The organism is Spirosoma flavus, from assembly GCF_054778555.1.
Genome location: NZ_BAAGZL010000002.1, coordinates 1,750,156 through 1,774,967, shown reverse-complemented (window position 1 = coordinate 1,774,967; position 24,812 = coordinate 1,750,156). Strand labels below are relative to the sequence as shown.

The following is a 24,812-nucleotide window of genomic DNA, read 5'->3' as shown; positions in this document are numbered from 1 at the left end:
CTAGCTGCTATACACCTTTTTAGAGAAGATATATGAACTATTCTTCGTCTCAAGTGGAAGCCTTTTCTAAGAATGGTACCCAGGTTGGTGGCCGACTAATAGTGCTTCCCGTTGTGAAAATACATATGGGTGTAGTTGTCTTCAACGTCCAGCTCTCCTGGGGCGGACTATGAGATTTAAGTAAGGTGTTGGTTTCATGACGTAGCAAGGATCTAGGTGAAGAGAGACTGAACGTTAACGAACCTACGGGTTCGTTGGAGCAGTGGTCGTAAATTGCTCTGATGACCACTGCCCCTTACTTTAGGTGCTAATTTCCACCCAGTCTTAAGCGGCTACCGGTACCCAACAACATCCGGCCCGTGGTGCTGTAGATCACCCGCTGAGCCTGCCCTTGATAACTGGCCGGTAAGCTCACCGCATGATTGAGCGTTACTACGTCCGTGAGTAGTGGTACCCGTCCACACGACCAGACGCTCGCATCATTCCAACTGCCCGCTTTTACACTATACATGTTCGGGCAACTCCCGCCCGGATTGACCGCGCTCAGCGACAGCAGCGTTGAGACGGACCCGCCCGAAGGATCACTGGCTGTCACCGTCACACTGTAGACCGAGCTGGATAAAGCCCACAACGTACCGCTGATTGCATTGGGAGGGAGCCAGGTCAGCCCCGCCGGCAAGCCTGCTACCGACAAGCTCAGGTTATCTGGCGTTTCGGCATCGGAGAACGTATTGGCCGGGATAGTATAGTAAAAGTACTGCCCTACTGTCAATGACTGTGGGGGGATGGGATTAGCTACTACAGGCGCACAGTTCTGATAAGCTACCGTAGTTGTGGTGGTGCTCAGGCAGCCGCTGGCCGAAGTTACCAGGACTGAATACGTACCGGGCGTAGTCACTACCAGCGTGTTGGTGGGTCCGGGTGTACCCACTATGCCATTGCTATTGGCAAAGGTGTAGGAGGTCCCACCACCAGCTGTCAGGGTTACGCTGGTCTGGGCACAACTCAGCGTGCCGCTATGGCTTAAGCTAGCCACTGGCAAAGGATTTACCATCAGGACCGTTTGGCTGGATGCGCGCTGGCCATTTGCCGCCACGGTCAGGGTGTAGGTCTGGGTGCCCGAACCGCTGGCTGTGAGCGACAGGCTAAAGGCGCTGCTACTGGCCGTGCCCGTAAGGGGTGGTGTCAGACCGTTGTTGAGGGTGTAGCTGTAGCTGCCGGTAGCGCTACCCACTGTGGCCGTGAAAGTGGTCACACTGCCCACGCAAACTGCGCCAGGACTGGCTGACAAGCCCAATATCGTATTCACCGTCAAAACGTAGGGGGCACTCACTCCCGAACAACTTGTAGCATCGGTGGCCTTGGCGCTAAGAGTAAAGCTACCCGCTTGGGTAGGGGTGCCGGATAGCACGCCCGTAGAGCTCAGACTCAGTCCTGGGGGGAAACTACCGCTGGCTAAACTGTAGCTAAAAGGGGCAGCACCCGCTGAAGCGACGAAACTTTGACTGAAGCCTACCCCCACCGTAGCCGTGCTCAACTCAGGGACAGACAGGATGAGCCCCCCAGTGGTCTGGAGCTCGTAGGCCCCCAGATCGATGCGGTTGCCAAACACACGGGTGTTGCCGGACAGATCGTTGGCGGTGCTGTTGGCCGAGTTATCGCCCGCGTTGATGGCGGAACTACACCCGTTGAGTTGTGCATCACTTCCACTCACAAAGGGCGAAACGGTCGTGGTCAGATTGTCTGTACCAGCGTTGTAGCCCGTCACCGAAGACTCGAACAAACTGTAACTGGTGATTATGACCGCTCCCGGCCCGTTGGTGAAGGTTCTGCTCCCGCCGTTGCCCCACACTATGCAGTTAGTCAGCACGGGGCGGCTATTGCCCTGATACCCTACACTGCCCATTGCCCCGCCCGAATTGGTAGCTGAATTACTCAGAAAGGAACAGTTGGTCAGGATGGGGCTGCTGGTGCCGCCCACACTGCCGTCATTGTAGATGGCCCCGCCCTGGTTGGCCGAGCTGTTATTCACAAAGACGCAGTTGATCAGGGTGGGGCTGCTGACACCACTCGTATAGCCCGCGTTGTAGATGGCTCCACCCAGGTTGGCGGCACTGTTATTCTGAAAGATGCAATTGCGAATCAGGGGACTACAGGTACCGCCTGATCCGTTGCCCTTGTTAAGTATGGCGCCACCTGCGTCGTCAGGAGAAGAACTGCCGTTGGCGTTGCCGCCACTGATGACAAAGCCGTCGAGTACGGCCGAGTTGGTAAGCCCAGAGGGGTTGTTGATGACGTGGTAGCTGTTGTCGGCGGAGTTGCCCGCCGTGCCAATGTCGCCACTGAGAACGGTGGTAAAGCTGGTCGGCTTCCGTTCGCTGAGGCTGGCGGGGCTACCCGTAGGCGCAAAGCCTCCATAGATGGCTACCCCGTTCTTCATCGAGAAGCTGAGGGTACGGTTATTGCCAACTGCCAGGCCGGGTTTGTAAGTGCCCTGAGCTACCCATACTTGTTGGGCGCCTGCTACGTTGATCTGGCTTTGCAAATCGCCACTGGCATTGGCCCAACTGTCGCCCGAGCCTGTGCCGGCTCCTCCCACCTTCACGTAACGAATCGGTTGGCTAGCCGGTGGATCGGCCTGGTATTCGTAGGCTCCCATGTCGACGGTACCACTATTGAAGAATCGAGGGTTACCAGCCAGATCAGTGGTGATTCCCGACAGGCCAGAAGCCGAGTTGAGCCCGGTGTTGATGGCTAAAGAAGTCTCTTTAAGTTGGGTGGAGGAGTTCGAGATAAAGGGTGAGTCGAACGTAGTGAAGTTGTTGCCTTCGTCGGTAAAGTCCGTTAACGATGGGTCTACCAAACTGTAGCGGAGCGTAATCGTTCCTCCGTCACGCTTCAGGGTAGTAGGCCCACCATTGCCAAACAGTACACAGTTGATCACCGACGTAGTGCCGTTAGCATTCATAACTCCACTCCCAGTAGTAGCTGAATTGTTCTGAAACGAGCAGTTGGTCAACGTCACATTACTGCTTTCGTTGTAAATCCCCCCCCCATAAGTACCGGAATTGTTCTGAAACGAACAGTTGGTCAATGTCGAATTGCTTTTATAGTTGTATATGCCTCCTCCATAACTTGCCGAGTTATTCTGGAAGATGCAATTGCGCAACGTGGGGCTATTTGCTTGCGGAGGGATTGAACCATCCGGATTGACTGCGACATTGAGAATGCCTCCGCCGTATAGCCCAAACGAAACACCAAAATTATTCGCGTTACCATCCCTAATGATAAATCCGTCGAGCACCGCTGTGCTGGTCAAGGCTATGACATTATGAATGACGTGGTAGCTGTTGTCGGCCGAGTTGCCCGCCGTGCCGATATCGCCACTGAGAACGGTGGTAAAACTGGTGGGTTTACGTTCGCTGAGGCTAGCGGGGCTACCGGTAGGCGCAAAACCTCCATAGATGGCTACCCCGCTCTTCATCGAGAAGCTTATGGTGCGGCTGGCAGGCCCCGTTGTGGTGGTGGGCTTGTAGATACCCTGGGCTACCCATACCTGCTGGGCGCCTGCTACGTTGATCTGGCTTTGCAGATCACCACTGGCATCGGCCCAACTGCTACCCGATCCGGATGCGCCCGCCCGAACGTAGCGGATGGGCGAAGCGGGTGCCACCGTCAGTACGTAGGCGGCACTCAATACCGAGCAACCGGTAGCGTCAGTTGTCCGCACGGTAAGGGTAAAGCTGCCCGACTGGCTAGGTGTGCCGCTTAAGACACCCGTTGTGGCCAGACTTAGCCCTGCAGGCAAACTACCGCTAACCAGACTGTAACTATAGGGGCTGCTACCGCCCGAGGCCAAAAAAGACTGACTAAACGTAGTACCTGCCGTAACCGTATTCACGCTGGGGATAGTAAGCGTGATAGACGAAGGAGCGGCCTGGAACTCGTAAGCACCCATGTCGATGCGGCTGCCAAACACGCGGGCGTTACCGGCCAGATCAGTGGCGGTGGTGTTGGCCGCATTGTCGCCCGCATTCAGGGCCAAACTGCATCCGTTGAGCCGCGCATCACTGCCGCTTACAAAGGGCAGGACTGACGTAGTGAGATTACCCGTTCCGGCATTATAGCCCGTCACCGAGGGCTCAAAAAGACTATAGCTGGCCGAAATCGAAGCTCCCAGGTTATTAAAGGTGCTGGCTCCGCCGTTGTCCCACACCACACAGTTGATTAGCGTTTGTCGGCTAGTGCCCTGATCTCTGCCATCGTTGAAAAGAGCCCCGCCCGAGTTGGTTGCCGAATTGGCCACAAACGAACAGTTGACCAGAGTAAGGCTGCTGTTGCCGCTCGTAAACCCGGCGTTGTAGGTAGCCCCGCCATTGTTGCTCGCCCTGTTGCGCTGAAAAACGCAATTGACCAGTCTGGGGCTACTGTTACCGCTCGAATACCCAGCATTGTAGATAGCCCCGCCATCGGCGAACGCCCTGTTGTCCTGGAAGACGCAATTGATCAGGCTGGGACTGCTGGCCCCGCCCGTATACCCACTATTGTAAATAGCCCCGCCATTGTTGATGGCACTGTTATTCTGAAAGATGCAGTTGCGAATCAGGGGGCTACAAGTGTTGCCTGATCCGTTGCCATTATTGAGCATGCCCCCGCCATTGTTGTCGGCAGCGTTGAAACCGTAGGCGTTGCCGCCATTGATGACAAATCCATCCAGAATGGCCGAGTTATTGAGCCCGGCGGGGTTGCTGATGACGTGATAGCTGTTATCGGCGGAGTTATTGAGCGTACCAATGTCGCCACTGAGAACGGTGGTGAAGCTAGCGGGGTTACGCTCGTTCAGAGCAGGGTTACCCATAGGGGCAAAGCCTCCGTAGATAGTTACTCCGTTCTTCATCGCGAAGCTGAGGGCACGGTTGGTGCTACCAGTCGGGCCGGGTTTATAGGTCCCTTGCGCCACCCAAACCTGCTCCGCACCTATCAGGTCGACCTGGCTTTGCAGGTCACCACTGGCATTGGCCCAACTGTCGCCCAGTCCGGTACCAGACCCTCCCGCTTTCACGTAGCGAATGGGTGAATTGGGGTCACTTATCTGCACGGTATAGGGCTGGCTTAGAGCCGAACAGCCGTAGGCGTCGGTGGCCCGCACCGTGAGCGTGAAGCTGCCATTCTGGGTGGGTGTGCCCGATAGTACGCCCGTAGTAGACAGATTTAGGCCCGAGGGCGGGCTGCCACTAGCCAGACTGTAGCTATAGGGGCCGCTCCCCCCCGAAGCCACAAAAGATTGGCTAAAGGCTTGCCCCGACGTACCGTTCGTGGTAGCCGGTTTGCCAACGGTGATAGTTGCGACACGGTTCTCGACCGTCGTAGTAGCCAGGGCCGTACAGCCATTGGTATTCGTGACCAGCACCGAATAATTCCCCGCCTGCGATACGGTCTGCTGGTTGGCTGAGCCCGTATAACTGAGCCCCGGCCCGGAGAAGGCGTACGTGAACGGTCCTCCGGTACTGCCCCCACCGGCTGTCAGCGTCGCATTGGTTGAGGTGCAGCTCAGCGGCCCACTGCTTACGAGTGTAGCCGTGGGCGGAGCGACGGGAGTTAGATCGGTGGTAGCCGTGGTACGCAGGCCGTTGCTCTCCACGACGAGCGTAAAGGACTGTACACCTGTGCCTGTATTCGTTAGATTCTGACTGAAAGCAGCCGCAGTGCCCGTGCCGCTGAGAGGGGTTCCACTGCTGCCAGAGAGGGTGTAGCTGTAGCTATCGGTAATATTTCCCAGACTGGCCGTAAAGGTAACCGGGCTGCCTGGGCAGACAATGTTGGGACTGGTAGCTAGCCCAGTGATGGTAGGGGCGAGCAGAGACCGATTGAGTCGCACACGCACCGTACTAGTACTGTAGTTATTGTCCACGGCCAGAAGGTCCAGATCGCTATCTCCATCCACATCGCCAAAAGCCACGCTGAGGGGATTAGATCCTAACGCGAGTTCAGCGTTGCTGGCAGGGGAGGTGAAGTTGCCCAACCCGTTGTTAAGTCGCATACTCACCGTATCGTAGCCATTAGCGACCACCAGGTCCAGATCGCCATCCGCATCTACGTCCCCCAAAGCCATAACGCCCGGGCTAGTCCCGGTTGTGAAATCTGGGTTATTGACCGGTGGCGTCAGCCCCCCCGATCCGTTGTTAAACCGCACACTTACCGTACCGCTGTTATAATTAGCGACGATTACATCCAGATCGCTATCCCCATCTAGATCGCCCAATACCAAATTCTGGGGAAGCATTTCCACTTCAGAATCAGGGTTAGTAGCCGGGGCGGTGAAACTCCCTGAACCATTGTTGAGCCGAACACTCACCCTGCTGACCGTACCACTAACCATATTCGTGACCACGAGGTCCAGATAGCCATCCCCGTTCATATCCCCGAGCGCCACGCCCAGCGGATAGCTCTGCAGGGAGATTTCAGCGTTTGTGGCAGGGGGGGTGAAGTTACCTGCTCCATTGTTAAGCCGCACACTTACCGTACTGCCGTTAAAACTATTGGGGTCGAATTTCAAACTAGCGGTGACCAGGTCCAGATCGCCATCGCCGTCTATATCCCCCAGTGCTACGCTGCTTGCATTAGACCCTGTAGACCCTATGGCGGGATCAGGGTTAGTGGCAGGAGCCGTAAAACTTCCCGACCCATTATTAAGCCGAACACTCACCGTATTGTCAAAGAGGTTGAGGGTAACCAGGTCCAGGTCGCCATCCCCATCTAAATCGCCCAGCAGCACGCTGGCAGAACCGTTCCCCACGGCGGGAGCAGGGTTAGTGGGGTGAGGTGTGAAATAGCCCGTCCCATTGTTAAGCCGTACACTCACTGTATTATTGGATGAATTAAAATGGGCGGTGACCATATCTAAATCGCCATCCCCATCTAGATCGCCCACGGCTACGCTGCGGGGGTCATTTCCCACAGTGGGGTCGGGGGTGGCCGCCGGTAGCGGAACATTAAAATTACCCCGGCCACTGCCGCCTACCCCCGTGGTAAACTGGAAGACCTGCCCCCGGCTGAGCCGATTTCCGGCCGTGCTCTGAATGGCCGTTGTGCTGGTGATACGTACCGTCTCCCCCGGCTTGAAGTTGGTGCCCGGATCGAAGCTGATCGTGCTGCCGCTCACGCTGGTTGTGCCACCCTGTCCATTTTGCAGGAGCCCACCCCGCTGAGCACTGAACACCCGCAAGCCGGTCAGATTGGCTGCGTTGCTGGAAAGAGGCTGGCTAAACGTAACGCCCACATTGCTGTTGGCGGGCGCGTTGCGAGCGTTGCGGGCGGGGCTAAGTCCTGTAATGGTCAGGTTCTGGCCGGGTGCCTGTGGTGCTAAGGTCAGCAGGGCACCTAGGAGTAGGAGTAGGTTGGCAAAGCGCTGCAGGAAACAAGTGAAAACAGGTAAAGAAATCCTCATAGAACCGATAAGTTACTAGATGGTTAGTAAGAACGTAAGAAACCGAGAAGGGGCGGAATTATAGTGGAGAGCGGCACATTGAACAGAAACAGTCCATGGGAAAACGTAGTGATTGTCACTACGTTAGTTATGGTAAAACAGACTGACATTAGGCTGCCGAATACGCATGCAAGTTTAGCCCATATGTACTAAAAGCATGTGCATATTTCGCCCAAAAAGGTGCATTTTTCGCTCAAACTAAGGAGTGTTGGCGGAAAAAAATCAAAAAAGTAGTCTATAGGCTCCTGGAGGAGCTGAGGAGTGTCTTGTTGGACTTGAGGTTATAGGTTATAAGGGAGTCTTAGCGTAGAGGTTTAGTCCGGCTTGGCTTGTTGCGGGCCGGTCTGCCGTTTCTGGGGCTTTGCAGCCTAAAAGAAGGGTAATGATCCACTCTGCCATTCAATTAACGTAACACTTTCTGCGCTCGGTTCTGGCTAATACCGTCTCATTAATCGCCTATAATTAAAGCAGATACATGAAAGCGCCATCGTCGCAAGTGGGATTGTTTTTCAGACCGGGGTAATTCGTGGTCCACACAATGCATAAAACATTTTACCAAAGAGATGGTAGTTTGGTTAAAACCAATAGTTATGGCTCTGTTTCACATTCCCAAGAAAAATAGGTTTCCGATTTTACTTCTGGAAGACGAATTAGCGATTTTCGACGTATTACAGCGGACAGCCGTAGCCTGTTTTCCAGAGGCCGAATTTATACCGGTTACCAATTTTGCGGATGCAGAGGCCTATTTATATAATCTGGCCGGGAAAGGCCCACGCTTAGTTATAATGGATATTTCCTTGGGTGGCTCGCATACTGGATTAGATTTCTTGGCTTTGCTGCGGGAGCATCCTCTAGGAAAATTGGTACCTGCAATTGTTTTATCGTCTCGAGAAGAGCAGGCCATTGTGAAACAAGCCTATCATTTAGGGGCTGCATCCTATTTTATCAAGCCATTCACATTACAGGACTGGAAAGAATTTATAAGTAATTTACGTACCTATTGGTATGAGACCGTAAGCCTACCCCTAACTTATTTTGAGAAGCTGGAAGATAAACAACAGAAATTTAGGCTATGAGTAAGACTAAGCTTTACAGTAAGACGATTCATAATCGTTAGCTTAGTTACAAAGAAACGGACTCAAAAATTATAGGGGATAACGAAGAGATTACTTTGAATAATCCTCAATCTAAACGGCATATTTTGACATTAACTCTAGGTATTATTTACCCACCAGTACAGTAAGTGAATCAAAACTTTTTGTATGTTTATTGATTAGCAATTTTCAAACATGCAAATCCCTCCTTCTTATCCAGAAGAATCTAATCGACTGGTGGCCCTAAGAAGCTACGATATTCTTGACTCCTTACCCGAACAGGATTACGACGACTTGACTATGCTGGCCTCTGAAATCTGTCAAACCCCGATTTCACTCATTAGTCTGATTGACGACAAAAGACAATGGTTTAAATCGAACCGTGGGCTTGACATTCGAGAAACCCCCCGTGAATTTGCATTTTGTACTCATGGAATTCTGAATCCGTATGAAATTCTGATTGTTCCTGATTCCCGGGAAGATGAACGCTTTACGGGCAACCCATTGGTGGAAGGAGAACCCCATGTGATCTTTTATGCGGGCGTGCCTTTGGTCAATGAAGATGGATATCCCCTGGGCTCACTCTGCGTGATCGACAATGAACCAAAAGAACTGACTCAACGTCAACTTGCATTGTTAAAAATCTTAGGCAGGCAGGTTGTCCATTTATTGGAACTTCGCCGAAAAAACAAAGCACTTGAAGTCCTAAAAAAGGTATTGGAGGTACGTAATGCGGAACTGGAAAGCGCCAGATAAAGTCCTACCCAGTAGTTGTATACAGGAATAATGCTTGGTCTCATATTTTGGCCTTTGATGAAAACGAGTCGGCAAGCGTTCTGGATCAGAAGACGTAGTGAATTTTGGAGGCCACATCAAGTTTTAATACGCCTGTTCGATTGAACTGCAGGCTAATGATCAATCAATGTGATATTTCAACTGAGCGCCATCAATAAGCAATTACTTCAGTTCTCTTGCACACTTCCTGAACTGAAATTCAGAGTTGAACGGCTCAACTACATTGTATCCGCGTACAACGGCAGAAGCTGAACGATTAGGAGGAGACAATCAGCATGAGATTGAAGTAGTGGGTGCAAAAGCCAAAATTGAATAGAAATACGCGCAGAAAAGCCGGGAATTGAAAATAAATAAGGCTGTAGCAGACAAGCACCAGGCAAAATTCAACGAGCTACTCAATACTGCACAAGCGGTCTGGAAATATTTGCTGAGTTTGGGTTAGCAGGCTTGCCTATTGGTTGCGTTAATTTCGACGTTATCCGCGATAGGAATTGCCGCCATAGCCAGCCGCTCCTTGTCCGAGTTCTTCAAGGTAACCACCGACGCTCCTGATATGTACACAGCTCTAATTATCCATGCCGGAATGAGCAAAGTTCAACTGGTGCAGGCATTTATTGAGGCTCTGGACAGTCGACCCGTTCAGGAAATGCATTGGGATGATAAAGGCTGCCGGGAGCTACGCGAAAAAGAGAAGCATCGTATCTGGCTGGAGAATTATATGAGCCTGCCAAAGCCGAAGCGGTGAGTATAGATTTTCAATAGAGTGGGTTCATGAGACAAAGGGTGTAGCGATTGTTGCACCTTTTCTTTTTGCTTCTCAACGTCTTCACCATATGAAAAGCTGGCTCTACTGGGGCTGGCGTTTTTGATTTACCACTAACTCAAAAGATTGATTCAAGTCCAATCCGTGTACTAAATTAACACCTGATATTGAGCTAATTGGTAATAAATCTCCTCACTTCAAACTGTCTCTTATGACTAAGCTCTTCATTTCCGCTGTTCTTCTCCTATTCTTTCCTGGCTTTCTACTCGCTCAGAGCAATTACGTAGTTAACTCAGCCAACAACGGCAACACGAGTGTCTATGGGGGCTTTAACACCATCGTAGGCCCAACGGCAGGCACCAGTGGCAGCCTGACCGGTATCCGCAACGCCTTAGTAGGCTATGGGGCAGGCCGCTCCCTGACCACAGGGGGAGATAACAGCTTTTTTGGGGTGGATGCCGGTCAACAGACCACCACAGGGAAGGAAAATGTGTTCGTGGGTTATGAATCTGGCCTGAGCAATACATCGGGTGGCGGCAATGTGTTTGTGGGGAAGGTGGCGGGTCGAACCAACACCACTGGATACAATAATTGCTTTGTGGGCTATCAGGCAGGCCTCAACAACACTACCGGTAGGAATAACAGCTTTGTGGGTACTGGAACGGGCCTTCACAACACCACCGGCAATTATAACAGCTTTGTGGGCACTGCTGCGGGCGTCTTAAATACCGCTGGCTCCGAAAATGTGTTCATGGGATATGATACGGGTCTCAGTAACACCATCGGCAGAGCTAACAGCTTTTTGGGCACGTATGCGGGCCTGAGTAACACCACTGGCGATAATAATGTGTTTGTAGGCTACCAGGCAGGCTATAGAAACACTACCGCCAGCAATAATGTGTTTATCGGTTATAACGCTGGCTCCAACAATAACACGGGCATAGCTAACCTATTCTTGGGCTCCTTCGCCGGACAGAACAGCACTAGCTCCTACAACCTCTTCATTGGCAATGGATCGGGTGGGAACACCACTACCGGTCTGGGTAACACCTTTATTGGCGATGGTTCAGGCTACGGTAACGCTACCGGCCAGAACAACACCTACATCGGTCGGGCGGCTAACTACTCGGGCAATGGGGGCGGTAATTATAACACCTTCATCGGCTTCGGGGCGGGTACCAATGGACCCACCGTCAACAACGCCACCGCCATCGGCGTCAACGCCATCGTCACCGTTAGTAACGCGGTGGTTCTGGGAGCCCCTGGGACCAAAGTGGGCATCGGCAACTCGGCGCCCAATAACAGTTTGGAGATCACCCAGGGGCTTGCCAATCAGTCAGGCTTGAGACTAACCAACCTAACCAGCAACTCCCCAGCCTCGGTGACCAATCAATACAAGTTTCTCACCGTCAATTCAGCAGGCGATGTGATCTTAGGTAGTTTGAACGGTTCAAGTCGGGAAGAGGTGTCTGAATCACTATGGCAGCAAAAAGGCGATTTCCTACAAAACAGCAAAGGCAATGCGGTCATTATTGGCACCAATGTAACACGTACCCCGACAGGCTATAAGCTGTTTGTCGAGGAGGGTATTCTGACCGAGAAAGTGAAGGTGGCGGTGAAAAATACGAGTGAGTGGAGTGATAAAGTGTTTGATGATTCGTATCAGTTAAAGGGATTGTCAGAGGTGGAGAAGTACATCAAAACCAATAAACACCTGCCAGGGGTACCTTCAGCTAGTGAGATGGTCGAGCAGGGCAATGACCTGCACCAGACCGATGCCAAACTGCTAGAAAAGATTGAAGAGTTGACGCTGTACAGCATTCAATTAGAGAAAGAGCTAGAAGCTTCTAAGCAACAACATCAGCAGGAGCTACAGGCGGTTAAGCAAAAACAGGCTGATTTAGAACGGTTGGTTAACCAGCTCTTGAAACAGAAGTAGCTGGAGTGGTGAAAGTGATGAAATTGACGGTGGGAAAAAGTATTTTTTTTCTACCTCTAGCCGATTGACCTTTTGTCGTTTTGTAGGGTAGTCGATTAAGCGTTTTTAGAAAATAAATGCTAGGAAATAGCCCATCGTTACAGACCGATACTAATTCCCTATTTTCATTAGCGAATTTGAACCAAATGAGATTTTGCCCGCTGGATTAATATTCGTTTTCAAATTGTAAGCCTTATAGCTATTGGGTAAGGGAACTGTATGATTCACTTCAACCGGTTCGTTGGGTAGAGGTACCCGGCAGCTAGACCAGGTCGAGCCCGTATTCCAAGGCCCGCTCCTGACTGTATATTGGTTGGCTACATGCGGGTAAAACACTTTTGTTGAATAATTGGAGATAAAGTACAGGTTGTTCTCGAATAGAAAATAAAAATTGGGATAGTTGTATGAATTTGGCGAACCGAAATCAACAATTTTATAAGTTCCTAGCTCTGTACCATCTGAGCGCCACACATCCTGAGTTATTCCTGTGTCCGTACCTGTGAAGTAGACAATAGAATCCTGAGCAATGATACTGAAGTTAAAATTATCTTGGTAACCGCTCCCATCTGGCCTAATATCTTTAACCACTTGGGTGCCGTCTTGGGTCCCATCGGAACGCCATAATTCCCAATTCAGATTTACAGTCGCATTGGAGAAATAAAAATACTTGCCTGCAGATATACCCCGGAAAATATTGATAAATCCTTTTCTTACCACAGAAATGGTCCCTTCAACCGTACCGTCACTGGCTATAATTTGTGTCCCTTCTTCATCTGACCGAAAGGCAGAAAAGTAAAGCTTGTCTTTATGAATAAAGGGGGGATTGGCTCCCCCATTAAAAGGTGCCCACAAAGGAGTGGTACCCGCCGTAGTTCCATCGGTAGACCAAATATGCCCGTCTGAGTAATAAGCCTGACGAAAAAATATTCTATCCTTGAAAACCACGTAATTCTGGATGAGACCACCTGCTTTATGAACTATCTTTACCGTATCCGGCTTGGCAGCAGGAATTCGCAGAATAGCCCCATCATTAGCGGAAGTACAGGTAAAATAATACTCATTTTTATAGTAGGCGCCAGTTGAAGCCATGAAAAAATCTCCGGCGTTAGCCCTGGGCTTATTAAACAAAGTATTAATGGAAGCAATTGGATATCCGGCAGAAGTTCCATCCGACATATATAGATAGGCATCAGGTGTCCTATACACATCATAATACAGTCGATTGTAGACAGCTTTCATCTGATAGATATAACCTACCGGAAAAATCTTTTTTGTATTGGCGGGAGTACCATCACTTTCCCACATATAGCAGTCATTTCCGCTCTCGCACGCATTAAAATAAACTTTGCCGTTTATGGTTTCAATGCAGGCATTACTCGGCGCAGGATAAAAACTTTTTACAGTAACCACTTCTTTGGTGCCTGTCGCCAATAAGTTCAACTTGTAGCCATCGTAGCCAAATAAACCAACCGAGGGAACTGTGACTGTATCCCCTGACAAAGAATTGCCAATCTGACAAACGGGCTGGGCTAACGAAAACTTGAGGGTAAATAAGCAGAGTAAGTAGAAAAGGTATACGGAACGGCGGAGGAACATAGTTGACTATAACAACAGATAGATTTATGGACGATTAATTTAAAGTCGATTTATAATATTGCCAAATATGCTCGCAATAATAATATGCTGCTAGTGTGATGATGTACGCTCTTGGTATCTATTTATAATGTTTCAGCAGTGGTGAAAGTGATAAAAGTGGTAGTGAGAAAAAGTATTTCTTTCTACTTGTATCTGACGGGCCTTTTGTAGGTTTTGTAAGGTAGTCGATTAAGCATTTTAGAAAAATAATTGGCATAAGAAGCAAACTTTAGAAGTGCATCTTTACCCTTAGAAGGTTGACTTGAAAGAGCGAGTTAAAGTTTTTATAGATTCATTAGTAAGTCATTCGTTTCTCCGACTTTCCTATACTTTCGAGACGAATCCTTAGACCACTGTATATATGAAATTAATCTGTACGCTTGTCTTCCTACTATTCAGTTTTATTAGCCACGGCCAGAATTGGGAGATTACCTCTAACTACATCAAGATTCCCTCTGTTTCAGAGCTGCCCGAATGCACTGCTGGCAGGATCGTCTACAAAACACCCGAAAACAGGTTCTATTCCTGTGATGGAATAAGTTGGAAGCCTTTAGCTACAGTTCAGCAGGAAGGCTTTTCGGCACCCGCTAATTGCTGTGTAACTTCTTATCCCAACTATCCAAGTGTCGTTGATTTAGGTAATGCTGAGTTCACCTATGGAACCGGTGGCTTTTCAGCGGCTAATGATTCCTATACTGTCCCATCTGATGGCGTCTATTCTGTTTCTGCTTCGTTTACCACTTCAACTGCTGACGCAAATCCAGTTAATTTCTTTTTAACAATCTATATTTACAAAAATGGGAGTAATGTCAGGATGAATGTTCAGAGCAATCTTTCATCCGCAACCAATGCAACAGCACGCTTAAATGAAACGATTAAGTTTAGCGCTGGCGATGTGATACAGATGAAAATTGCTCATAATTATCCTACGTCTCTGCCCTCCCCTAATACTGCGGGATCTCATTTAAGTATTATTAAGCTATACTGATTTCGCAACACTTATTGGTGAAATTAATACCCTAACCGACAAACGCTCTCAGGAGTCTATCAAAGAGCAGATTGAGCCCCTGCAATCAGGCATTAATCCAGAATAACTACGAACTTATGTCACAAACTGTAGATGCTGAGCTATGATTACACCCGGCCTACTGCTTGAGCTAGGCATTGATCCAGTTCCTAACCGTTTGCAAGCCTACTCCTATAAAGGTGTTACCGGCTGGCTCAATTCAGAAGTGAATGCTTTTCATTTTGACGGCCTTGGGCTTTCCATCACATCGCAAAACGGCCTTCGCTTTCAGATGTGGCTAATTGATTACCGGGAGGACGATACGTTTACAGATTATCCGAGCCATTTGAACTAGCAATAGAGAGCCCCTGCCAAATTGGTAGGGGCTTGGTATTATTTCTTCTCCAGAAGCTGTTTGACCAGTTTCTCTAACTGGTCGATCCTTTTCTGCTGTTGAATGCTGTACAAAGTCAATTCTTCAATCTTTTCCAGTAGTTTGGCGTCCATTTTAGCCGGATCAATGCCTTCCTTTACTACCTGCTCTGCTGACGGTACATCCGGCAAATGGCCATGTTGCTGAATATGCTGCTCTACCTGAGCCAGTGGCTTCAACTGATACGTAGGTGAGAATACTTTATCACTCCATTGATTTACGCTATCGATACTAATCCGGTAACGGGCTAGCTCGGTTTCACCCTGCCCATTCACGGTTAGAAAGCGGTCGGTTGTTCCGTTACGTAAAGGATTGCTGAGGTGGGCAAATTTGATGCGACCGTTGTTACGCAGGTTGATCGTACCCCGTACATCGAGGGGATATTGGGGGGAATCAGTGCCAATACCTACCGCAATGCTGGTGTTAGTAGGATCTCCCAGCACGATGGCATTGCTTAGTGCAACTCGGGCGTTGGTGCCAATGGCGACAGCGTTCTGCAACGTACCGCTGGTGGGGCCACTGTTAAAACTTAGCATCGTATTGTTACTGCCGGTGGTGTTATAGTAGCCCGACTGAAAGCCCATAAAGATATTATAATTGCCAGTTGTGTTATTCTCGCCTGCATAATACCCAGTAAATACATTATTGTTACCCGTAGTATTATGCATACCAGATTCATATCCGATGAAGGTGTTGCCCCCTCCCGTTGTATTAACACTACCTGAATTAAAGCCAAAGAACGTGTTAAACCATCCAGTCGTATTACTGGTACCTGATTTGCCTCCCAAAAAGGTATTAAATTCACCTGTCAAATTAGCGCTGCCTGCAGCACTGCCAATAAACGTATTATAGCCACCCGTTGTATTGGAAACTCCAGTTCCACTTCCCAAGAACGTGTTAGACCGACCCTCCCCATTCGCATATCCCGCATTATAACCAACAAACGTATTATCCGTCGCTTTATAACTTTGGTTACTGAATCCTGCATTAGTACCAATAAAAGAATTGCGGATACCAATACTATTACGGTAACCGGCTTTAGAACCCACAAATAAGTTACCAGATTCGCTATTATAATATCCAGCCGAATCACCAATCATGACGTTATGAGCGCCCCAATCACTCTGATACCCCGCTTTTAAACCAATGCATATGTTATTAAAGCCCAATTTATTGGCATAGCCCGCCTGATGACCTAGAAATGTGTTGCCAGTGCCTGCATTATAACTACCCGACGTGGTATTAGCTCCTGCCTGTGTACCAACAAGCGTATTGTTGGTAGCCGGGCTGGCTGAATTCGCCGTGTTAGCAACGTAATTGGTTTGAGCCAGCAGTGAATGCACGGTCAATAGCGGGAGCAGGTAAAGAAGCTTTTTCATGAGCGTACCGTTTTGTTTGTGTGAAAATTGTCAGGGACTCCAGTCCGACTTAGGCTATGTATCTGCGAAGTGTAAAAAAGGTAAGCGAGAGTTACGTTTTTTCGTAAAAAATTTATTCCTCAACAATAGTCAATGCTACCCTATCGATCAGCATGTAGGAAGTGTAGGAAATGCAGGCTAATAAACATCTTTGTATTTTTTGCCTCAAAAACCAGACGTCTAGAAGAGTAGCATTATAGCGCTCAAGGCTCTTTTATGCCCAATGCGGAGTCATATTAGTAACATTTGATCACGCAGAAAAAGGAAGTCCTAGGTATCATTACAAATGCTTGAGATTCGTCCTTTTTGTAAATTTTATACACACCCTTTTCTAGGCGAACATCAGTCAAGCTAAAAAGGGGTGTATAGGGGCCTTTTCTGATGAGTGAAGAGTTAGACGGAGATTGGAATCGCCTTTTAAGCAAAAGCGGGGTACTATTAGTACCATAATGTGTGCAGAAAGACCTTACTGAATAGTCGTCTGATCGACTCTTGACTCCACTACCTGCTGCACACTCTGAGGTGCATTGGAAAGCAGATAATAACCAGTCTGCTTTTTTAGGTTCGAGCGATGATAAACTATTCAGAGAGTGTCTAGGGATGTAGGTTATCTTTATATCGACTCTCTATCCGTAGCATATCCTAATGAAACTTTTTGACGATTTCGAAAGAACTGACTTAACTTACTCAAGTCACTCAGAAACAACCTACATTTTTTACAATCGGGCTGCTCTACCAGAATTTGTTGAAGTAAGAGCGAGGCTAGAAGCGTGGTTTACCGTTTATCCCGATGTTGCCAAGGCTGAGTTCAAACGAAACCTGGAGAAAGACTTTGATGCCGCTTACTTTGAATTATTCTTATTCACCTTATTTGTTAAAAATGGTTTTGCTGTTGAATTACATCCCCAAATGGCTAATTCAACTAGGTGACCTGACTTTCTGATTAAGCGAAGAGAACTTGAGTTTTATCTGGAGGCTAGGGTTGTTCACGAAATTTCATCTGGTGAAACAAACATCAGAAACCTTAAGAAGCGCATCTATGATAAGATTAATGAGTTAAAGTCTAGCTATTACGTCATTACAATCCATGAGCTGGAAATCTTGGATATGTCTAATTCCCCTTCAACAAAGCAGATCAATACTTTTATCTTGGATGTTTTGGAAAAGGCTAATTACGAATCAGACTTGGTTACAATACGCCAGAACCGTTCAATAGGGCCACATCATACATTTGAAAATAATGAAGTGAGATTGGTTATTTCATTATTTCCCAAAGCCGTTCCGTGCCCAGGGCAATTAATTGGAATATATGCCGATGAGGGTAAAGCGCAAATGGTAAATCCTGCGGAAGCACTTACAAAAGCTTTAAATGATAAGGCAAAGCGGTATGGATTACCAGACAAGCCATTTATACTGGCCATAAACGCTCTGAGTCCTTGGGCTACGTACGAAGAGGATTTTACTATCTCTTTATTTGGAAGCGATAGTATTATGTTTGATGCAACCAATAGGGTTTATTTATCGGCTAGCAATTCAGTAGGATTCTTCATTAATAAACACGGGCAGACCCACTCGAGAGTTAGTGGTGTGCTCTTTGCAAAAGCTTATCATTCTAGCGTAGCCGGATCAACTCTTGTCTTATATCATAACCCAAATGCAGCTTTGCCTATAGAACCATCTTCTTTAAACTTAAGCCAAAAATATATAAAGGACGGTAAATTACAGTCTATTGAAGTAATCCCCACAGCTTCTTTATTCAATAAACAGGAATAAGTGCATTGGGAAAATATAAATCGCCTTGTATGTAAACAAAAAGCCACTTACTGCATTTATGCGCGTAAGTGGCTAATAATCTGGGTGCACTCGTAGGGATCACGTACTTTTCTTTAAGATTCTTTTGTTTTCTTTGTAAATAATTGATCAATAGATATTTATTATAGAGGATTAAGCAAAGTAAAGCAGGAAAAAGCACGAAAATGAAATAAATGTTTTACTTATGTTTTACCATAATTGAGACGCTAACGGTAGCTCCACATAGATAAAGCATAAAAATATGGCGACTAGTTATAACATCGTTCTAAAAAATGAGAAGATAAATGACAAAGGAGAATGTCCTTTGTACCTCCGGATTACAGAAAATCGAAAATCAAGCTACAAGGCCCTTGGGGTACTTGTGAGCCCTGAGCTGTGGGACGGGCCAAAACAGCGGGTTAAATCAAAATACCCAAACTCAGCAAGAGTCAATAATTTCCTTGCTCATGAATTGGCAGTGGTCCAAGGGAATGCGCTGGATATGGTGGCTGCCAATGTTGAAATCAGTGCTAAGCGTATCAAAAAATCATTAGCTAAACAGTCAAGCAGAAGCTTTATAGCATACTTTGAAGCATATATTGAGCAATTAGTTCTTTCACAAAATATAGGCTCTTATAAGCGGTCATCTACCACACTTTCAAAGTTGAAGCATTATCTACAGAATAAGGACGTATTATTTACGGATATTGATGTAGACTTTTTAAAGGCCTACGAACGCTATCTGAAGACTGAGTTAGGTAATGGAACAAATACAGTACATTCTAATTTGAAGTTGTTCCGAATGCTGTTTAATCTTGCCTTCCGAGAGGGAATCATCACAGCTGATCAAAATCCATTCCTGCGGTACCGGCTCAAACTCGAAAAGACATCCAGGGATTATATCACTGAAGATGAACTCAAGCGAATCGAAGACCTAGTTATTAATGAAAGCTATGTCATGAATCACCATCGCTGGATGTATGTGTTTGCTTGTTACGCGGGTGGTTTGCGCATATCTGATTTGCTCCAACTGCGATGGAGGAATTTTACAGGGACTCACATTGTCATCACTATTCATAAAACCAAGGATCAGATCTCCATTAACTTGCCTAATCGTGCACTTGAAATTTTGGAATTCTACAAGCCAATAACAGGCACAGAGCCTGATGCCTTTATCTTCCCATTTCTCGATAAATTAGTAGATTATACAGATAAACGCATTTTATTTAATGCTATATCTTCTAATACCGCTTATGCAAATAAGAATTTAAAGAAGTTAGCAACAATGGCTGATATCAATAAAGAAATTAGTTTTCACACGTCCAGGCACACCTTTGCCACTCGTGCGCTTCGTAAGGGAATACGGATGGAATATGTTTCAAAGTTAATGGGGCATGCTTCGCTGAAAACGACTCAGGTGTACGCGAAAATTGTGGATGAGGAATTAGATAAAGCCATGCAGGTTTTTAATTAATAATATATGAAAAATGAACCTGATCCTATTGATTTCTTCAAACACATAATTCTCTTAGATGCTCATGCCATCACTGGATATTATCAATTTTATCTTTACTTAAACCCTCCCCAATATAATATAGGTTTAGAAAAGGATGAGCAAACCACTATTTTTTATAAAGCCAATGATGCATTTCACGCCCTTATGAGAGAGGAAGTTAAAGGCGATAGGTTTAGAGTTTATTTTCGTGAACTGGTTGATCAATATAAAAGAGAGTTAAGAACTCAAACCATATTTAATTCAGTTGAAAATTCAATAAGCTCGAATAAAGATTACTTAAATTCAAAAGTACGTGAAATTTATGCTTTAGTAATCGCATGCAAGGATAGCCGTTTTACGGCCGAATACGTTGCTTATATGAAATCAGCATTAGTAGAGGTTGGAGTCGATTTTTTGAGATTGCATAAAGCAGATTTCACCACAGAGGAATACCATCATTTTTATAATGCTTTTTACGATAAACAGCAAAATGGAGCTGAAGAAAAGTTAAATGCGGATATATACTTATTGAAGAATACTCAGCCCGAACCATCTAAAAAGACAAGAGTCCGAAAGAAACCAGTTGACAGTAGCCTACTAACATATAAACTCAAAACAGCTTCTACTAAAGAAGTGCATCTCAAAATTGTACAACTTGAGGATATATTTTATAAACTAAAAGGAGGCAACGGAGCTTCCTCGTATATCAAATGTAATCTTTATGAGTTCAAAAGTATATTTGGCCTGATAAAGAAAAAATCCATTGTCTCTTGGTATGGAGAGTTAGAAGAACTGCACGCATTAATCCATTTACTGTCATCAGCCGGGATAATTAAAGATTGGAATAAATGGAAGATAGGAACTGCTTGTTTCAAAATAGAAGATGAAAATATAAATTATAATTCATTTCGCACTTCCGTAAATCCTGAAAAAATAGCCCATATCGATTCTGTGATAGGTCCTCTTTGACGAAAATATACATTAACTCTACAGTTTAATCTACACACTATTTTTTCTTTCTCATTAATTTTTTCATTATATCCCGTAAAAGAAGGGGATTTATAGAATTTGATGTGCTTTTCTAAACTCATCACTCTACACTCGAATATACAGACTAATCTACACTACAATGTAGCTCCGTTACTGCCCTCATGTTCCTTGTAATATTTGTGATGCCTTAACAACTCAGTTGAGGATAAACAATATAAATTCAATGATCACAAATATTTTGACACGGGAAGATTTGATACCTGTGGAGGAGAAGCTGGAGCAACTAGCTCAGATGTATACAGCCCTGATGCGAGATAAGGACTGGACTGTATATACGAATAAGACCGCAGCTATACTGCTTGGAGTGAGCAAGCGCACATTACAAAATTGGCGCAACGAAGGAGTGATTCCATTCACTCAGATTGGTAGCATAGTGTACTACACCCGTGAAGCAATTCAGCAAATGCTTAACGAGAACCAAAAGCAAGCCTTCGCCAAAAAAGCAAAACGGCACAGCCATGGAAAGTAAGCAAATAGCAGCAGAGGAAATTCTCAGCCCAAGTTCATCAGCTAACGACACTGATGACTACATCTATACGGGCGAGCAATTGTTAAGTTTAAAAGCTAATGATGTACCTAGGCTACTCAAAGGGGTGTTTCCCCAAACGGGTGTAGTTGCCTTAGCCGGAAGTTCGGATACCGGTAAGAGTGCTTTACTTCGGCAACTCGCCTGTGCAATCGTACTTAGACGTAGTGAGTTTATTGGTTTTGAGCTCAATGTACGCCATGGCAGTGTACTCTACATTAGTACCGAAGATAATCATAAGGCCATGAGCACACTCCTTGGCAAACAAAAAGTAGCGGGAATAGAAGATAGTGCGTATCGTGAGCTTAAGTTCATTTTTGATGTGTCACACTTGCAATCGAAAATTGAAAAACAACTGAGCAAAAAGCGGGTAGACTGCGTGATTATTGACGCATTAGCAGACATCTATGATGGTGAAATGAATGCGGTGAATCGAGTGCGGTCATTTCTTCAAATTTATTCCAATATTGCCCAAAGCTATGACTGCCTGGTGATATTTCTGCATCATACTGGAAAGCGTACGGAAAGCTTACCTCCATCCAAAGATAATCTGATTGGTAGTCAGGGCATTGAAGGCAAAATGCGAACGGTCGTAGAATTTAGAAGAGATCCAACAGCTTCAGCCATTCGCCATTTTTGTATCGTCAAAGGCAATTATACTAGTGATGTGGAAAAAGAGCGAAGTTTTGAGCTTCACTTCGATAGTCAGACGCTTACGTTCAGCCCCACGGGTAAACAAGTGGACTTCAAAAAGCTGGTAAAGCCGGATGGGAAGGAAAATGCTGAATGGATGCGGGCGAAAGAATTAGCACTTGAATTACATCAACAAGGCAGCAGCATTCGAGAAATTGTAGCCAAACTTGTTGAAGAAGGCCTACCAGGGGGCAGATCGACGGTTGCCAAATGGGTGAATGAAGCCGATTTAGTAGCAGAGAGTTCCCAAGCCGAATTAGCTGAATCCGTTGCCGTTGAAACGCCCCTAACGCCTAAATCGCTAAGAATCGCAGAAGCGGACCCAGATATGGTAAAGGTCCGACCCTCCGATGATTAGCCCTCAAACAAGGTGGATAATAGGCTAAACCGAAATATTTGGCCTATTATCATATTGGATTGGCTGATGCATATAACAGTCAGTTCTTTAGGTCAGTGTCAGCTTTGGTATGGCCTCATGATTGAGCAAGTCTCATTGGTAAAAGTCCTTGTCTGTCTGTCCAACCACCTTATACGTGTGGACAGACAGACAGTTTTGGCCTAAAATCAAGTATTGTTCTGATGCTATTTGGCGATCAACAGCAGTGACGTACCTGGGCTTGCTCTATAAAGTAGCAACCAGCTTTAGCAAATCAATAACAATTCACGACTCAACCTTGCTTTGTACTCTTGCCCAAAATGAGTGATGAGAAAGAGCGAGGATCAAACCCATAAAACAATGGAAGGGAAGCCAAAAATACCGTATTATTTGTCCTCACGGAGTAAGACAAAGGGGGTGTGCCCTAGATGTGACAAAAAGTCGCTGGTACTCTATATCAATGGTCATACAGGGTTTACCGTTGGCGCAGGAGCGGGGTATTGCACTCGATGTGGCTATCATCGAACACCTGAGGGCGAACTCCCATCTCATCCACTATTTAGCGGGCTAGAATATATCAAGCGATAAGTATATTGAGGCTTCGTTGATGCCCAATGCTGAATAATTCTGGCTACTAATCACCAGAAAAGGAACAAGGTAGTTCAACTTGATTAACTTTTGATCCAGAACCCAATCTGCATCATCCTGTTCTTACTTAAGGCTCTTGACTTGGTTGGGTAACGATTCGCTTCGTAAAACTTGGGCCTACAGTTATGGGTATGAGGTGTCAGTGCGTTTATATCCTTTATCGCCTAGGATAGCGTATAGTGGCCTCCGTTATGAGAGTACATAGGCTCACCAATTCCTCAAAGAACTCAACAGTTGCTTTCATGCGTACTTGATACGAAAATTAGCAGATCGCCTAGAAAACCGCTGACTATGAAACATGAAATTGAGCTAAACCCAGTAAAATCCAGAACCATCTGTAGCACCATTACGTGCCTAACTCATAGGTTGTGTCGATTACTCCTGCGCTAAGTTAAAAGAGTATTTACTGGGCTTCAAAACCATATATACTCTCTATTGGTAAGACTTCGGGTTACGTGGATAGCTAAGTAGAAACGATAACACGTGAATGTATAGGGCTCTGGGCATAGTAGTTTACCAGATACACGACTAGCTAACCTGATTCTGAACACGTTGTTCCAGAACGAAGGCAGTACACACCTTAGATCATGTTACGTGCTACACGCTATTATACATTAACCTAGCTAGTTTTTAGTGATATTTATAGGGTTTTGAGTTACATAAGGAATTAAGTAAAACCCTGTGATATAACGATACTTTAGGGGTATAATCGGTTCAGGAACCAGCTATGACACCTAAAACCGAGCTGTGGACCTTTTTTGCAATTCTACTATAAGCTGAATAGTTTGGACGCAGGAATAGAGTCGGATGAGCTACGCTACATTGATTTTCCCAGCTACTATCAAGGGTTATGGATTCACCTATTACACCTATTATCTTAGGATTATATTTGTCCAGGAACCTAGTTCAGCATGTATCAGTTTGGTTTATGGGACTTAGTGGATTCGTCTCTGTTAAGTGAATCAGAGCTTATACGAGCTACGTTTGCACTAATCTACTCAGGTACTACTATCGGTTCTGGATCACTTCAAACAACCTATTACGCTCTTACTATACTACAATTCATAGCATACTCAGACTCACTAGCCTCGAGTAATCCATAACCAGTACTGACCAATAAGAAGCTGAATAAACTTATCCAAGACGAAGTAATACCACTTTGTGCTGTCCGTCCGTCCAGATCACCTTAGGAAACTCAGTGGACGGACAGTTGATGTGAAGGGTAATGAGGTAGCCTATAGCTTCATCCGTCACGGAATAACCAGCTAAACTCGTACTGGCTTTACTTCAAATAAATAGTATGAGTTTCTGCCGTTACGGTGAAAGACCGATAAGCTTTAGCTCAGTATTTATTCCTAATGAGTACTGGATCATGAACTGAGGCTATTCATTTGGTGACGGGACACGTACAGCACTTCTAACTCCTTATATTATTGGTAGCAGCTATTGTTTCGGTACCAAAACAGGCATTAAATACTGTCCGTCCGTCCACATACACTAAGGAGTGGTGGACGGTGGACAGCGGACACCAGATTAAGTAGTAGTGTTTATCTGGTTCAGGAATTAACAAACGAGCTATAGTGACTGCAACGTGAATAGCAGAATATACGTAATAAAATCTCCGG

16 protein-coding genes are annotated in these 24,812 nt (G+C 46.3%); 13 read left to right on the top strand and 3 right to left on the bottom strand.

What is annotated here, in order from left to right:
• Positions 1-307: 307 nt before the first annotated feature.
• A complete protein-coding gene (locus ACYVF1_RS16135) occupies positions 308-7,447 on the bottom strand; it encodes an FG-GAP-like repeat-containing protein (protein WP_461080523.1) in 7,140 nt (2,379 codons plus the stop codon).
• A 629-nt stretch (positions 7,448-8,076) separates the two neighbouring features.
• Between ACYVF1_RS16135 and ACYVF1_RS16130 the strand changes: the two genes are divergently transcribed.
• The 4 genes from ACYVF1_RS16130 to ACYVF1_RS16115 all read left to right on the top strand — a co-directional run bounded on the left by ACYVF1_RS16130 (position 8,077) and on the right by ACYVF1_RS16115 (position 12,077).
• Entirely contained in the window at positions 8,077-8,562 is a 486-nt protein-coding gene (locus ACYVF1_RS16130; RefSeq protein WP_461080521.1) for a response regulator, read from the top strand.
• A gap of 213 nt (positions 8,563-8,775) precedes the next feature.
• Positions 8,776-9,336 carry a GAF domain-containing protein gene (locus tag ACYVF1_RS16125; protein ID WP_461080519.1) on the top strand — a complete coding sequence of 187 codons (561 nt, stop codon included), beginning with the start codon at positions 8,776-8,778 and terminating at the stop codon, positions 9,334-9,336.
• A gap of 553 nt (positions 9,337-9,889) precedes the next feature.
• Positions 9,890-10,120 carry a hypothetical protein gene (locus ACYVF1_RS16120; RefSeq protein WP_461080517.1) on the top strand — a complete coding sequence of 77 codons (231 nt, stop codon included), beginning with the start codon at positions 9,890-9,892 and terminating at the stop codon, positions 10,118-10,120.
• A 229-nt stretch (positions 10,121-10,349) separates the two neighbouring features.
• On the top strand, positions 10,350-12,077 hold the full coding sequence (locus ACYVF1_RS16115; RefSeq protein ID WP_461080515.1) for a TMF family protein: 1,728 nt from the start codon (positions 10,350-10,352) through the stop codon (positions 12,075-12,077).
• A gap of 150 nt (positions 12,078-12,227) precedes the next feature.
• On the opposite strand, the gene ACYVF1_RS16110 is transcribed toward ACYVF1_RS16115, so the two are convergent.
• On the bottom strand, positions 12,228-13,712 hold the full coding sequence (locus ACYVF1_RS16110; protein WP_461080513.1) for a hypothetical protein: 1,485 nt from the start codon (positions 13,710-13,712) through the stop codon (positions 12,228-12,230).
• Positions 13,713-14,112: 400 nt separating this feature from the next.
• Here ACYVF1_RS16110 and ACYVF1_RS16105 point away from each other — a divergent pair, with 400 nt between their 5' ends.
• The gene (locus ACYVF1_RS16105) at positions 14,113-14,739 is read left to right on the top strand and encodes a hypothetical protein (RefSeq protein ID WP_461080511.1); all 627 of its coding nucleotides are present in this window, start codon (positions 14,113-14,115) and stop codon (positions 14,737-14,739) included.
• 142 nt (positions 14,740-14,881) lie between these two features.
• Positions 14,882-15,112 carry a hypothetical protein gene (locus ACYVF1_RS16100; RefSeq protein WP_461080509.1) on the top strand — a complete coding sequence of 77 codons (231 nt, stop codon included), beginning with the start codon at positions 14,882-14,884 and terminating at the stop codon, positions 15,110-15,112.
• A 38-nt stretch (positions 15,113-15,150) separates the two neighbouring features.
• On the opposite strand, the gene ACYVF1_RS16095 is transcribed toward ACYVF1_RS16100, so the two are convergent.
• On the bottom strand, positions 15,151-16,569 hold the full coding sequence (locus ACYVF1_RS16095; RefSeq protein ID WP_461080507.1) for a hypothetical protein: 1,419 nt from the start codon (positions 16,567-16,569) through the stop codon (positions 15,151-15,153).
• A 684-nt stretch (positions 16,570-17,253) separates the two neighbouring features.
• Between ACYVF1_RS16095 and ACYVF1_RS16090 the strand changes: the two genes are divergently transcribed.
• From ACYVF1_RS16090 to ACYVF1_RS16060, 7 genes are all read left to right on the top strand, one after another.
• The gene (locus ACYVF1_RS16090) at positions 17,254-17,538 is read left to right on the top strand and encodes a hypothetical protein (protein WP_461080505.1); all 285 of its coding nucleotides are present in this window, start codon (positions 17,254-17,256) and stop codon (positions 17,536-17,538) included.
• 177 nt (positions 17,539-17,715) lie between these two features.
• Positions 17,716-18,381, top strand: a complete 666-nt coding sequence (locus tag ACYVF1_RS16085) for a hypothetical protein (protein WP_461080503.1) — start codon at positions 17,716-17,718, stop codon at positions 18,379-18,381.
• A gap of 280 nt (positions 18,382-18,661) precedes the next feature.
• The gene (locus tag ACYVF1_RS16080) at positions 18,662-19,873 is read left to right on the top strand and encodes a tyrosine-type recombinase/integrase (protein ID WP_461080501.1); all 1,212 of its coding nucleotides are present in this window, start codon (positions 18,662-18,664) and stop codon (positions 19,871-19,873) included.
• Positions 19,874-19,879: 6 nt separating this feature from the next.
• A complete protein-coding gene (locus tag ACYVF1_RS16075) occupies positions 19,880-20,863 on the top strand; it encodes a hypothetical protein (RefSeq protein ID WP_461080499.1) in 984 nt (327 codons plus the stop codon).
• A gap of 244 nt (positions 20,864-21,107) precedes the next feature.
• Entirely contained in the window at positions 21,108-21,413 is a 306-nt protein-coding gene (locus ACYVF1_RS16070; RefSeq protein ID WP_461080497.1) for a helix-turn-helix domain-containing protein, read from the top strand.
• Positions 21,403-22,521 (top strand): AAA family ATPase, encoded by a 1,119-nt coding sequence (locus ACYVF1_RS16065; protein ID WP_461080495.1) that lies wholly within the window; start codon positions 21,403-21,405, stop codon positions 22,519-22,521. Before ACYVF1_RS16070 ends, ACYVF1_RS16065 begins: the two co-directional genes overlap by 11 nt.
• Positions 22,522-22,866: 345 nt before the next feature.
• Positions 22,867-23,127 carry a hypothetical protein gene (locus tag ACYVF1_RS16060; protein ID WP_461080493.1) on the top strand — a complete coding sequence of 87 codons (261 nt, stop codon included), beginning with the start codon at positions 22,867-22,869 and terminating at the stop codon, positions 23,125-23,127.
• Positions 23,128-24,812: the final 1,685 nt, after the last annotated feature.

Coding starts and splice junctions, on each gene's coding strand:
- ACYVF1_RS16065 (WP_461080495.1), top strand. CDS start 21,403: ATGGAAAGTAAGCAAATAGCAGCAGAGGAAATTCTCAGCCCAAGTTCA.
- ACYVF1_RS16135 (WP_461080523.1), bottom strand. CDS start 7,447: ATGAGGATTTCTTTACCTGTTTTCACTTGTTTCCTGCAGCGCTTTGCC.
- ACYVF1_RS16080 (WP_461080501.1), top strand. CDS start 18,662: ATGGCGACTAGTTATAACATCGTTCTAAAAAATGAGAAGATAAATGAC.
- ACYVF1_RS16100 (WP_461080509.1), top strand. CDS start 14,882: ATGATTACACCCGGCCTACTGCTTGAGCTAGGCATTGATCCAGTTCCT.
- ACYVF1_RS16105 (WP_461080511.1), top strand. CDS start 14,113: ATGAAATTAATCTGTACGCTTGTCTTCCTACTATTCAGTTTTATTAGC.
- ACYVF1_RS16095 (WP_461080507.1), bottom strand. CDS start 16,569: ATGAAAAAGCTTCTTTACCTGCTCCCGCTATTGACCGTGCATTCACTG.
- ACYVF1_RS16070 (WP_461080497.1), top strand. CDS start 21,108: ATGATCACAAATATTTTGACACGGGAAGATTTGATACCTGTGGAGGAG.
- ACYVF1_RS16110 (WP_461080513.1), bottom strand. CDS start 13,712: ATGTTCCTCCGCCGTTCCGTATACCTTTTCTACTTACTCTGCTTATTT.
- ACYVF1_RS16075 (WP_461080499.1), top strand. CDS start 19,880: ATGAAAAATGAACCTGATCCTATTGATTTCTTCAAACACATAATTCTC.
- ACYVF1_RS16060 (WP_461080493.1), top strand. CDS start 22,867: ATGAGAAAGAGCGAGGATCAAACCCATAAAACAATGGAAGGGAAGCCA.
- ACYVF1_RS16090 (WP_461080505.1), top strand. CDS start 17,254: ATGAAACTTTTTGACGATTTCGAAAGAACTGACTTAACTTACTCAAGT.
- ACYVF1_RS16130 (WP_461080521.1), top strand. CDS start 8,077: ATGGCTCTGTTTCACATTCCCAAGAAAAATAGGTTTCCGATTTTACTT.
- ACYVF1_RS16125 (WP_461080519.1), top strand. CDS start 8,776: ATGCAAATCCCTCCTTCTTATCCAGAAGAATCTAATCGACTGGTGGCC.
- ACYVF1_RS16085 (WP_461080503.1), top strand. CDS start 17,716: ATGTCTAATTCCCCTTCAACAAAGCAGATCAATACTTTTATCTTGGAT.
- ACYVF1_RS16115 (WP_461080515.1), top strand. CDS start 10,350: ATGACTAAGCTCTTCATTTCCGCTGTTCTTCTCCTATTCTTTCCTGGC.